The 11,602-nt window shown below is 72.9% G+C and carries 10 protein-coding genes; 5 read left to right on the forward strand and 5 right to left on the reverse strand.

Translation table 11 applies throughout. From position 1 onward, the window contains the following. Positions 1–99 precede the first annotated feature (99 nt). On the forward strand, positions 100–1,026 hold the full coding sequence (locus ACZ6W9_RS32170; RefSeq protein WP_389967341.1) for a proline dehydrogenase family protein: 927 nt from the start codon (positions 100–102) through the stop codon (positions 1,024–1,026). Then, on the forward strand, positions 1,026–2,651 hold the full coding sequence (gene pruA, locus ACZ6W9_RS32175; protein ID WP_389967338.1) for an L-glutamate gamma-semialdehyde dehydrogenase: 1,626 nt from the start codon (positions 1,026–1,028) through the stop codon (positions 2,649–2,651). Before ACZ6W9_RS32170 ends, pruA begins: the two co-directional genes overlap by 1 nt. Before the next feature lie 169 nt (positions 2,652–2,820). Here pruA and ACZ6W9_RS32180 read toward each other — a convergent pair whose 3' ends face one another. Continuing rightward, entirely contained in the window at positions 2,821–3,576 is a 756-nt protein-coding gene (locus ACZ6W9_RS32180; protein ID WP_470121119.1) for a TetR/AcrR family transcriptional regulator, read from the reverse strand. A gap of 162 nt (positions 3,577–3,738) precedes the next feature. Between ACZ6W9_RS32180 and ACZ6W9_RS32185 the strand changes: the two genes are divergently transcribed. Beyond that, a complete protein-coding gene (locus tag ACZ6W9_RS32185; RefSeq protein ID WP_470121121.1) occupies positions 3,739–4,518 on the forward strand; it encodes an ABC transporter ATP-binding protein in 780 nt (259 codons plus the stop codon). Beyond that, positions 4,518–7,052, forward strand: a complete 2,535-nt coding sequence (locus ACZ6W9_RS32190) for an FtsX-like permease family protein (RefSeq protein WP_470121123.1) — start codon at positions 4,518–4,520, stop codon at positions 7,050–7,052. The genes ACZ6W9_RS32185 and ACZ6W9_RS32190 overlap by 1 nt, the downstream gene beginning before the upstream one ends. Positions 7,053–7,120: 68 nt before the next feature. Here ACZ6W9_RS32190 and ACZ6W9_RS32195 read toward each other — a convergent pair whose 3' ends face one another. The 4 genes from ACZ6W9_RS32195 to ACZ6W9_RS32210 all read right to left on the reverse strand — a co-directional run bounded on the left by ACZ6W9_RS32195 (position 7,121) and on the right by ACZ6W9_RS32210 (position 9,923). Then, on the reverse strand, positions 7,121–7,384 hold the full coding sequence (locus tag ACZ6W9_RS32195; protein ID WP_389967326.1) for a hypothetical protein: 264 nt from the start codon (positions 7,382–7,384) through the stop codon (positions 7,121–7,123). 499 nt (positions 7,385–7,883) lie between these two features. Beyond that, on the reverse strand, positions 7,884–8,393 hold the full coding sequence (locus ACZ6W9_RS32200) for a helix-turn-helix domain-containing protein (protein ID WP_389967323.1): 510 nt from the start codon (positions 8,391–8,393) through the stop codon (positions 7,884–7,886). A gap of 31 nt (positions 8,394–8,424) precedes the next feature. Then, positions 8,425–9,360 (reverse strand): glycosyltransferase, encoded by a 936-nt coding sequence (locus ACZ6W9_RS32205; protein WP_470121127.1) that lies wholly within the window; start codon positions 9,358–9,360, stop codon positions 8,425–8,427. Beyond that, positions 9,357–9,923 (reverse strand): D-glycero-alpha-D-manno-heptose-1,7-bisphosphate 7-phosphatase, encoded by a 567-nt coding sequence (locus ACZ6W9_RS32210; protein WP_470121129.1) that lies wholly within the window; start codon positions 9,921–9,923, stop codon positions 9,357–9,359. Before ACZ6W9_RS32210 ends, ACZ6W9_RS32205 begins: the two co-directional genes overlap by 4 nt. 509 nt (positions 9,924–10,432) lie before the next feature. Between ACZ6W9_RS32210 and ACZ6W9_RS32215 the strand changes: the two genes are divergently transcribed. Then, on the forward strand, positions 10,433–11,533 hold the full coding sequence (locus ACZ6W9_RS32215) for a glycosyltransferase family 2 protein (protein WP_470121131.1): 1,101 nt from the start codon (positions 10,433–10,435) through the stop codon (positions 11,531–11,533). The last annotated feature ends 69 nt before the right edge of the window (positions 11,534–11,602 follow it).

An 11,602-nucleotide genomic window follows, 5' to 3' on the forward strand; every position in this document is an offset into this window, starting at 1 on the left:
CCATTGTCCGGCACTTTGGACAAATGTCGGAAAGCACCGCCGGATGATCGTTGCACATGCACATGCGCCTTCGTTGACCTGCGGTTTTAGCATGAGAGCATGCTCGGTTCCCTTCTTCTCGCCGGTTCGCGGATGCCGCTCGTGCGGCGCGCGGTCTCCGGCGTCCCCCTGACACGCAAGGTCGTCGACCGCTTCGTCGCGGGCGAGAGCGCCCGGGAGGCGGTGGAGGCCGTACACCGGCTGGCCAGTGCCGGCCTGGCCGTCACCGTCGACCACCTCGGCGAGGAGACCCGGGACGCCGAGGCGGCCGCCAAGACGGCCGAGGCGTACGTCACGTTCCTCGGCGCGCTGCGCGAACTGGAACTCGGCGACCGCGCCGAGGTGTCGGTGAAGCTGTCGGCCGTCGGCCAGGCCCTCGGCGCGGACGGCGACAAGATCTCCCTGGACAACGCCCGCCGGGTCGCCGAGGCGGCCCGCGCGGCCGGGGCGACCATGACCCTCGACATGGAGGACCACACCACGGTCGACTCCACGCTCGCGACCCTGCGCGCGCTGCGCGAGGACTTCCCCTCCACCGGGGTCGCCCTCCAGGCGTACCTGTTCCGCACCGAGGGCGACTGCCGCGACCTGTCGCACACGGGTTCGCGGGTCCGCCTGGTCAAGGGGGCCTACGCCGAGCCCGCCTCCGTGGCCCACCAGGGCAGGAGCGACGTCGACCGGGCCTACGTCCGCTGCCTGCGTCTCCTGATGGGCGGCGAGGGCTACCCGATGGTGGCCACGCACGACGACCGGCTGATCGCGATCACCGAGACCCTCGCCGACCGGTTCGACCGTCCCCGGGGCGGCTACGAGTACCAGATGCTCTACGGCATCCGGACCGACAAGCAGCAGGCCCTGGCCGGGGCGGGTCACACCGTGCGCGTCTACGTCCCCTACGGCGACGACTGGTACGGCTACTTCATGCGCCGGCTGGCCGAGCGTCCCGCCAACATCGCCTTCTTTCTCCGTGCCCTTGGAGGCAAGTGATGGATGCCATCTCCAACGTCCCGGCTCCGGTCAACGAGCCGGTGCTGGGCTACGCGCCCGGCAGCGCCGAGCGCGCCGCGCTCGAGAACCGCATCAAGGAGCTCTCCGGAGCCCAGCTCGACCTGAGCATGACGATCGGCGGCGAGCAGCGCATGGGCGGCGGCGCCTCCATCGACGTGGTGCAGCCGCACAACCACGCCTCGGTGCTGGGCCGTACGGCCGACGCCACCGCCGATGACGTGCGGGCCGCGATCGACGCCTCGCTGGCGGCGGCCCCGGCCTGGCAGGCGCTGTCGTTCGACGAGCGGGCCGCGATCTTCCTGCGCGCCGCCGACCTGCTGGCCGGCCCGTGGCGGCAGACGCTGAACGCCGCGACGGTCCTGGGCCAGTCGAAGTCGGCGCAGCAGGCCGAGATCGACGCCGCCTGCGAGCTGATCGACTTCCTGCGGTTCAACGTCTCCTACGCCCGGCGGCTCTACAGCGACCAGCCGGTGTCGTCGCCGGGGGTGTGGAACCGGATGGAGTACCGCCCGCTGGAGGGCTTCGTCCTGGCGATCACGCCGTTCAACTTCACCGCCATCGCCGGCAACCTGCCGACCTCGGCGGCCCTGATGGGCAACGTCGTCGTCTGGAAGCCCTCCCCCACCCAGCAGTTCGCCGCGCACTTCACCATGCGGCTGCTGGAGGAGGCAGGGCTGCCGCCGGGCGTGATCAACATGGTCACCGGCAACGGCCAGGCCGTCTCCGAGGCGGCCCTGACCCACCCGCGGCTGGCCGGCATCCACTTCACCGGCTCCACCGCGACCTTCCAGCACCTGTGGTCCACGGTGGGCGCGAACATCGCCTCCTACCGCAGCTACCCGCGCCTCGTCGGCGAGACCGGCGGCAAGGACTTCGTGCTGGCCCACCCCTCGGCCGACCCGGCGGTGCTGACCACCGCGCTGATCCGGGGCGCCTTCGAGTACCAGGGCCAGAAGTGCTCGGCGGCCTCGCGCGCCTACGTCCCGCGGTCGCTGTGGTCGCTGATCCGCGACGAGCTCGTCGGCACCGCCGAGTCGCTGACCGTCGGCGACGTGGCGACCGACCTGTCGGCCTTCATGGGCGCGGTGATCGACGACCGGGCGTTCGCCAAGCACAGGGCGGCGATCGACCGGGCCCGCTCGCTCGACTCGATCGACGTGCTGACCGGCTCCTACGACGACTCCACCGGCTACTTCGTACGGCCCACCGTCCTCGAGTGCGCCGACCCGGCCGACGAGATCTTCGCCAAGGAGTACTTCGGGCCCATCCTCGGCGTCCACGTCTACGACGACGCGGACTTCGACACGGTGATGGACCAGATGGAGAACGTCTCGCAGTACGCGCTGACCGGCTCGATCATCGCCCGTGACCGGTACGCGATCGCGACGGCGTCGGAGCGGCTGCGCTTCGCGGCGGGCAACTTCTACGTCAACGACAAGCCCACCGGCGCGGTCGTCGGGCAGCAGCCCTTCGGCGGCGCCCGCTCCTCGGGCACCAACGACAAGGCCGGCTCGATCTACAACCTGATCCGCTGGGTGAACTCCCGCACGATCAAGGAGACGTTCGTCCCGCCGACCGACCACCGCTACCCGCACATGGGCTGACGTCCGCCCCGGCCGCTCCGGCCGGTCGCGGGAGGCGGCGACGCCCGGGTCTCAACGGCGAGACCCGGGCGTCACCCTTTTCCACCCCGGGCGCTGGAGACGCCCCCGGGCACCGGGCGCGGCGATCAGGGCTCGGACCCCGCCGACGTACGGGCGGGCCCTGCGTGGCTTACGTGGCCGAGGAGGCCGTCAGCCCCGCGATGATGCAGTCGACGCCGAACTCGAAGTCGGCGTCTTCGTGGCGTTCCGGCGACTCGCGGTAGAGCCCGCCGTCGAAGAGGGCGGCGATCCGCGGCATCCCGCGCTCGACGAGCAGCGGGCCGACGAGGTCGACGATGGCGGACCCCTCGACCACCGGCGTCCGGTTCCCGGCGAGATCGCGGGCCGCCGCGGAGCTCCACCGGACGTAGCCGTCGAGGAGCCCCGCGGCGCGCAGCGTGCCCACGTCGTCCAGGCCGCTGCCACCGAGGCGTTCGAGGAGGATCTCGAGCCAGGCCAGCGCGTGCGGGGTCACCGGGACACGGACGCTCAGGTCGGCGAGCCAGGGGTGCCGCACGTAGCGCGCGCGCAGGGAGCGCGCCCATTCCGCCACGGCGTCCTGCCAGCGGTCGAACGTCCGTTCCGTGCGTTCCGGAGCCCCCAGCGCGTGGTCACGCAGCAGGAGGTCGAGCTCCTCGCGTGAGTCGAGGTAGCGGTAGAGCGCGTTGGTCGTGACCCCGAGCTGTTCGGCGATCCGTACGAGGGACAACCCCTGGAGCCCTTCGGCGTCGGCGAGCGACACCGCCGCGTCGAGGATCATCGGGATCGACAGCGACGCCTTGGGGCCCCGTCTCGGCGCCGGATCGGCGACCCCCCACGCGCGGCGCAGGCCGCCGGGAAGCCCGGCGTTCTTCTCGTGGGAGGCGTCGGGCGGGGCCTTCGTCATCGCCCCATGGTATCCGTGTGACCCTCTCACTGATCGAGCGGCCCGCTGTGCCCCCGCCCGGGAACCGGTACCCGACAAAACAGTGCATGCCTCATACTGTTCATTCATTACACTATTTATGGTGATGATCTGACGGCTTGGGGCCGAGGATGGAGAAGTCGGATGGACGTCGGCGAGCAGCCGCCCGGGGGCGGGTCCACGGGGATCCCGGTGGCACTCGACACGGTGACGAAGGTCTACGGAACGGGCGAACAGGAGATCCGCGCGCTCGACGGGGTGTCGCTGGAGCTGAGCGCGGGGTCGTTCACCGCCGTCATGGGCCCTTCCGGGTCGGGGAAGAGCACGCTGATGCACTGCGCGGCGGGACTCGACTCCCCCACGTCCGGATCGGTCACGCTGGCCGGGCAGGCGCTCGGCGGCATGTCCGAGGACCGGCTCACGGAGTTCCGGCGTGAACGGGTGGCCTTCGTGTTCCAGTCGTACAACCTCGTCCCCACCCTGACCGTCGCGCAGAACGTCGCCCTTCCGATGACCCTCGCGGGCCGCGCCTCGGACCGGCGGCGCATCGAGCGGGCGCTGGAGCGGGTCGGGCTCTCCGGACGGCAGGCCCACCATCCGGGCATGCTGTCCGGCGGCCAGCAGCAGCGCGTCGCGATCGCCCGCGCTATGGCGGGCGAGGCCGACGTGCTCTTCGCCGACGAGCCGACCGGGGCACTCGACACCGTGACCGCCGCCCGCGTTCTCGAACTTTTGCAGGACTCGGCCCGTGAGACCGGCCAGACCATCATGATGACGACGCACGACCCCGTCGCCGCGTCGTACGCCGACAGCGTGGTCTTCATCGTCGACGGGCGCGTCGCCGGCCGGATCGACCGCCCGTCGGCCGAGAGGGTCGCCGAGCTCCTGGCGCACCTCGCCGCCGGCCGTCCGGCGGTGCGCTGATGCTCGGCCTGGCCCTGAGCGGCGTCCGTCACCGGATCGCCGCGTTCGTCGCCGTGTTCGTCTCCGCTCTGCTGGGGACGGCCCTCATCGTCCTTTCCGGCTCGCTCTTCGAGACGGGCATCCGGCTGACCGCGCCGCCCGAGCGCCTCGGCGCCGCCCCGCTCGTCGTCATCGGGGACGCGAGCTACCGGATGCTCGACGGAGACGGGCGCCCCACGACGGACTTCCGTCCCTACCCCGAGCGGCACCGGCTCGGCGCGGACGTGACGACCGCGCTGTCCTCGGTGGAAGGCGTCGGCGCCGCGGTACCGGTGTCGTTCTTCCCCATGACCGCCGTCCGGAGCGACGGGTCGGCGGTCACCGTCCTGGCCCAGAACTGGTCGTCGGCCGCGCTGGGCCCGTTCCCGCTGTCCGGAGGCACCGCGCCCGCCGCCCCGGACGAGATCGCGATCACCCCGGCCCTGTCCCGGCCGCTCGGCCTCGAACCCGGCGGAACCGTGAGGCTCACGGTCCAGGGCGACGCCGCGGACCACCGCGTCTCGGCCGTCGCCGGAGACACGGACTCACCCCCCGTGATCTTCATCTCCGACGGGAGGGCGCGGACGCTGGGCGGCACGGAACCGGTCGACGCCGTCGGCGTCCTGCCCCGGCCGGGAGCGGACACCGACGAGGTGGCGAGGCGCGCCGCCGCCGCGGTCCCCGGCTCGACGGTGCTCACCGGGGACGGCCGCGGCGCCGCGGAGGATCCCACGGTCCGGGCCGCGCGCACCCCCACGATCGTCATCGGGGCCGTGTTCGGCGGCATCGTGCTCATCGTCCTGGCGACCGTCGTCTCGGCCACCGTGAGCCTTTCGGTCAGGCAGCGTGCCAGGGAGATCGGCCTGCTCCGGGCCGCCGGCGCGACCGGCCGGCAGGTGCGGGGGCTCATCGTCTCCGAGACCATGATCGTCGGTGTGGGCGGGGCGGCGCTCGGCCTCGCCGCCGGGATCCCGCTGGCCCACCTGGTCTTCGGTGTCATCACCGCCGCGGGGGTGGTGCCCGGCACGCTCCGCCTGGAGGCCGGCGCCGTCCCGCTCGCCGTCGCACTGGTCGTGACCTCGCTCGCCGTCTGGTCCGCCGCGCGGTCGGCCGCCCGCCCCGCGCGGCGGTCCCGGGCGATCGACGCGATGCGCGAGGCGGATCTGCCCCCGTACCGCGTCGGCGCCGCACGATGGGCGTTCGGCGTCCTCTTCGGGATCGGCGCCGTCGCGCTCGCCGTCGTCACCTGCCTGATGAGCCCCTCCGTGGTGTCCGCGACCAGCGGTCCCGCGGTCCTCGCCGGGAGCGTCTCCGCCGCCCTGCTGGCGCCGGCGATCCAGCGCCTCGGGACCCTGACGCTCCGCCCGCTCGTACGGCTCGCCGGCGGACGTCTCGGGCCCCTCGGCGCGGACAACGTCCGGGCGCGCGCTGCCCAGCTGGCGACCGTGAGCTCCTGTGTGGCGCTCGTGATGGGGATCGGCGGGGGCAATCTCGTCGCGCAGTCGATCCGGCTCGCGGCCCAGGAGGAGGCGTCGGTCGCCACGGTCGGCGCGGATTTCACGGTTCAGGTGCCCGGTGGCGCCGGGCCCGGCCTCGTCGGCGCCCTGGAGGCGGTCCCGGGAGTGGACGCCGCGAGCGCGTTCGTCATGAGCGGCGGCTGGATCGAACGCCCGTACGACGGCTCGCACCGCGACCGTCCGTGGCCGGTGCGCGGGGTGACGGCCGCGGGAGCGGGCCGCGTCCTCACCAACGAGGTCGTCACCGGCTCCCTGTCCGATCTCACCGGCGCCGCCGTCGCGCTCCCGGCGGCGAACGCCGGAGAACTCGGCGTCGCGGTCGGCGACACGCTGCTGTTCCGGTTCGGCGACGGCGCTGCGAAGGAGCTGCGCCTCGTGGCGACGTTCGAGGACCGGGCGGGCTACGAGAACCTTCTGCTTCCCGCCGGACTCCTCGCCGCCCACACGACCGGACGCGGCATCGGGCAGGTCGTCGTCCGCGGCACCGGGGACCTTCCGCCCGGCGACCTCCGGACCCGGCTCGCACACGCCGTCGCCGGGCAGCCGGAAGCCGTGGTGCGGGGCCGCGAAGGCGTCGAAGCCGCGTTCCGGCCGGGACTCGGGGTGCAGGCGCTCGTCGACTCCCTGCTCGTCGCCATCACCGTCGCCTACGCGGCGATCGCCGTCGTCAACACCGTGAGCGTGTCCGTCCTGTCACGGCGACGCGAGCTGGCCCTGCTGCGGCTCGCGGGGGCGACCCGGCGGCAGGTCCGCAGGATCGTCCTGACGGAGATGGCGATCGTCGCGGCGACCGGGATCGGCGCCGGGCTGGCCGTCGCCGCCGCCGCCGTCCTCCCCACAGCGATCGCGGTCTCCGGGGACGTCCTCACCGGCGGATCGGCGGCCGTCGCGCTGTGCCTGCTGCTCGTCGTGGCGGCGCTCGTGACGCCGGTGACCTCGGTCGCGGTCCGGCGGGCGATGGCCAGGAGGCCGGCGGAGGTGCTGGCGGAACCGGCATGACGATCGAGGCGGCGACGCCCGGGGCTCAACAACGAGACCCGGGCGTCACCCTTTTCCGCTCTTGAGCCTCACGCTGACGCGTCGATACGCCGGGCCAGCGCGAGATAGCTTTCGATCGCTCCTGGCAGGACGTCGAGGTGCACGATCGTGCCGTTGGGGTGAGAAAGAAGGTCGACCACGACCGCTACGGCAGGCGCGTCTTCGTCTCCGGCGATGACCAGAGCACCGGGCGTGATGATCGATGGATCGCGCGCCTCGTCGAGAAACGTCCACACATACCCGGTGTGATCTTCAGCGTTGAGATCGGCGGCGATGTCAATATTGATCGTCACGTTCGCCTCCTCGCCCGGTGTCCCATCTCACCATACTGAGGGTTCGCTTGCGGCGGACCAAGCAGATTCAGCAACGACTCCACGCGGTCCAAACTGCCTAACAGCAGTGTCACATGGGGGCGATCAAACGTTGGCAACAAGGGGAATCCAGCCGCTGACACCTCCCCCACCGGGATGAGATGGACGACGCGGTAGGTCGATAGCTTCCCAGCCTGGATTCCGTCCAGCGACGCCGGGCCGATGTCGTCCAACGCGGCGAAGACGGAGATTCCCAAGACAGGAGCGCCGTCGAGCACGAAAGCCCGACGGACACGCTCAGCATGGGACCTGAGTTTCCCCAGCGAGTCAGGCCCGCCCCGTACAAGCAGAGTCGACTTCGGGGGTAAGGGCTCATCCCGCACGAAGTCTCTGAGGTCCGGGAGTTTCGACACTCCGGCACCATACCGACGACCGACTTCCTGTGTGGGTCAGTAGGAAGATCCTGCTTCTTTCCAAAAGGTCAATAGGGCAATTCTTCCCCTTTTGCGATCTCAATGATCCTCCGGCGGCCCTCGGCGCGGTGTTCACGACGAACCTGGAACTCCAGGACATCCGCAAGGCGGATCAGACGATGACGACTGTCCGGCAGACGCTGGAAGGGGATCTCACCCTCGTCGAGCAACCTGACCACGAAGGGGCGTGACAGGCCGAGCATCCGGGCGACCTCGTTCGGGGTCAGCCGGGTCTCCACCGGCAGAGCGAGAACGGCGTTGCCCCTCGCGAGATCATGGGCCGCGGCCAGGACCAGGCTCACCAACGACCGGGGCAGTTCGATGTCGGCGCCGTCGGGGCCGCGCAGCACCAGCGACGCCTGCTCAGCGGCTATGGCTTCTTCCACGTGGGCCAGGAGCTCGCGGTCATCACTGTCCGCCTCGATACGCGTGGCATCGGCCAGGACTCCGGAACGGGACATGGCGCCTCCAACTCGAAAGCTTATCTGCAATAAATGTAACCCGATGGCGTCGAACACGCCACACGATGACCGAGCGCGTGAACGCGGGTCAGGCCGTCTCCGCCAGCAGGCGGTCCCAGTCGGACAGGAAGCGGGGCAGGCCGTAGCGGGACAGGGCGGCGGCGCGAGCGGCCCTGCCCGTCCGCGCGGCCAGAGCCGGGTCGGCGGCGAACGCCTCCAGGGCGGCGACCAGGGTGGCGACGCGGGTGGAGATCACCCCGGCCTCGGCGGGCACGGCCTCGACGGCCTCGGTGCAGGCCGGCGCCACCACGGGCATGCCGAGCAGCATGGCCTCGATCAGCGAGAGCCCCAGCGAGGTCCACCGGTAGGGGTGCAGGTAGACGCGCCGCCGGGCCAGCTCGGCGTGCATCCGCTGCTGCGGCAGGTCCTCGAAGGTCCCGTACGGCAGGCCGGTGACCTTCATCCCGAAGAGGTCCAGCGGCACGGCGGCGGCGAAGCGCGGGAGCAGGTCGGTGCCGGCGACGCGGGTACGGCGGACCGGCTCGTTGACCACGACGCCGGCGCGGGGCAGCTCCCCGGTGTAACGGTGCCCGGGATCGACGACGCCGTGCTCGATGACCCGGGCGGGGGCCAGGCCCGAGTCCCAGAACAGATCGTTGAAGTGCGTCACGTGCACCAGCGGGATGTCGGAGCGGCCGGCCAGCGGGTGGCGGGTGCGCGGGACGTCCCCGGCGGGGGTGTTGTGCTCGACGTAGACGGCCGCCAGATCGCGTCCCGGGCGGCGGCCGAGCCACTGTTCGGCGAGTTCGGTCTCGTGGGGCCGCTGCAGGACGGCGACGTCGATCTCCTCGTCGCGGAGCCGGTCCCACGGCACCTCGCGGACGTTCTGCGGCCAGGAGAAGGTGCGGGCCCGGCCGCGGCCGTCGGGTCCGCGGTCCGGGACGAGCGGCACCAGGTAGTCGTGACCGCCCTGGACGAACGCGGTGGTCCACGACCCGTGCACGTGCCACAGCAGGATCTTCACGCGGGCTCCTCGGTATCGGCCCGCACGGTCTCGGCGGGAACGGGGCGCAGGATCAGGTCCACGGCGGCGGCGAGGTCCGCGGCGACCTCGGACGCCGCCGCCACCTCCTCGGGCAGGGTGACCGGCGTCGGGACGAGGATGCCGCGCGCCCCGGCCGCGCGGGCGGCCTCCACGTCGCGTCCGATGTCGCCGACGACCACGCAGTCGCGGGCGTCGACGCCGAGGACGGCCGCCGCGTGCAGCACCAGCCCCGGAGCGGGCTTACGGCAGGCGCACCGGTCGTCCTCGCCGTGGGGGCACACCGCCCAGACCGCGAACGGGCCGAGCAGCTCCTCCACGCGCCGGTTGACGTCCTCCAGCGCGTCCGGGGTGAGGAGGCCCCTGGCGACCCCCGACTGGTTGGTCACCACCCCGACCGGGATCCCGGCCCGGCGCAGCCGGTCCAGCGCGCGGCGGGCGCCCGGCACCGGCCGTACCCGGCCGGGGTCGGCGTTGTAGGGGACGTCCTCGACGAGGGTCCCGTCCCGGTCGAAGAGCACCGCGGCGGGACGGCGGGCGGGCAAGGGCACCTCCAGGCGGACGGACGGCGGCGGACCCTCCGCGCCGGACCTGCTCACCGGGGAACGGCGCCTCCGGGCGGACCGGCGGTGTCTCCAGGCGGGACGGCGACGTCGTCTTCCCCGGACGGGCGGCGCGGACCCGGCGCCACGGGCTCTCCGGAAGGCCATACGGGATGGTCTGCGATTTCCCGGGCCCGGGATCTTCCAAACGGCTCCTTACCAGGACAGGACGCGGCTTGTGCTTCGTCTACCTTCCCTTGCGGGAAATCCGAGGTTTGAAAGACGCTTCCCTCGGTAGTCGTGCGCGTACCTCAACAAGGGGGCGCAATGCGATTTCTCGTGATGAATGCGATTTCTCATGATCCTGCCGCCGCGTCGGCCGCCGGCGGACGCGTGGCCCCGGCGGCCGTGACGGCCGTACCGACCCCGGCCGCCGTGACGGCCGCGTCAGCCGTGACGACCGCGATGGCCGGGAGCCCGCGCGCGGCCCGCCGGGCGGAGGTGTCCACCGCATGATCACCGTGGTGGTCCCGACCGTGGGCCGGCCCAGCCTGGCCGCGACGCTGGCCGCGATCGACCCGGGTCCCGACGTCATCGTCGTGGACGACCGGCCCGAGCACGTCCCCGACCCCCGTACCGACCTGGCCGACGCCGTGATGTGCGAGCTGCCGGGCCTGATCGAGGCGTACCCGGCGGAGACGTACCCGGCGGAGGCGCGCCCGCCCGGCGGCGACGGCGAGGCGGGACAGCGGATCCGGGTGGTGCGCTCGGGCGGACGGGGCCGGGCCGCCGCCCGCAACGCCGGCTGGCGGGCCGCGGACACCCCGTGGGTGGTGTTCCTCGACGACGACGTGATCCCCGCCCCCGGCTGGGTGCGGGCCCTCCACGCCGACCTGGCGGACCTCCCCGCCGACGTGGCCGGCAGCCGCGGCCGCGCCGAGCCCCCGTCCGAAGCCGTACGGCCGGACGGCGTGAGGCGCGGCGCCGCCGGGCGACCGGCCGGCGAGGGACGCGCCGCCGGCGAACCGGCGGACGCCGGCTGGGCCACCGCCGACATGGCCTACCGGCGGGACGTGCTGAAACGGGTCGGTGGGTTCGACGAGCGTTTCTCCGGCGCCTTCCGGCAGGACGCCGACCTCGCGCTGCGGGTGACGGCGGCCGGCCACCGCCTGGTCAGGGGTGAGCGCGTCGCCCGGCACCCGTCCCGGGACGACGGGCCGTGGGCGAGCGTGCTCCGCCAGCGCGGCAACGCCGACGACGCGCTGATGCGCCGCCTGCACGGCGCGTCCTGGCGGACGGCCGTCGGCGGCGGCCCGGGACGGCTGCCCCGCCACGCGCTGACGACGGGGCTGGGAGCGCTGGGCCTGCTGGCCGGCGGCCTGGCGGGCGGTGTCGCCGCGCGCGGCGGACCGCGGGCCGCCGGGGCGCTGCGCGGCACGGCGGCGCTGGCCGGAGCGGGCTGGCTGGCGCTGACCGCGGAGTCCGCCTGGGCCCACATCGCCCCGGGGCCGCGCACCCGGCAGGACATACGGCAGACGCTGCTCACCAGCATGCTCATCCCGCCCGCCGCCTGTGCCCACCGGCTGCTGGGCGAGTGGCGGGCCCGCCGGTGACGTCCGCCGGGACCCCGCCCCGGCCCCATAAGGCTCTATAAGGCCATAAAGCCCCGTACGGCCGGCCCC

The sequence above is a fragment of the Streptosporangium sp. NPDC053982 genome, assembly GCF_055585205.1.

What these genes read in the sequence shown, in the direction of transcription:
- ACZ6W9_RS32170 (WP_389967341.1), top strand. Translation starts at nt 100, where the DNA reads ATGCTCGGTTCCCTTCTTCTCGCCGGTTCGCGGATGCCGCTCGTGCGG.
- pruA (WP_389967338.1), top strand. Translation starts at nt 1,026, where the DNA reads ATGGATGCCATCTCCAACGTCCCGGCTCCGGTCAACGAGCCGGTGCTG.
- ACZ6W9_RS32180 (WP_470121119.1), bottom strand. Translation starts at nt 3,576, where the DNA reads ATGACGAAGGCCCCGCCCGACGCCTCCCACGAGAAGAACGCCGGGCTT.
- ACZ6W9_RS32185 (WP_470121121.1), top strand. Translation starts at nt 3,739, where the DNA reads ATGGACGTCGGCGAGCAGCCGCCCGGGGGCGGGTCCACGGGGATCCCG.
- ACZ6W9_RS32190 (WP_470121123.1), top strand. Translation starts at nt 4,518, where the DNA reads ATGCTCGGCCTGGCCCTGAGCGGCGTCCGTCACCGGATCGCCGCGTTC.
- ACZ6W9_RS32215 (WP_470121131.1), top strand. Translation starts at nt 10,433, where the DNA reads ATGATCACCGTGGTGGTCCCGACCGTGGGCCGGCCCAGCCTGGCCGCG.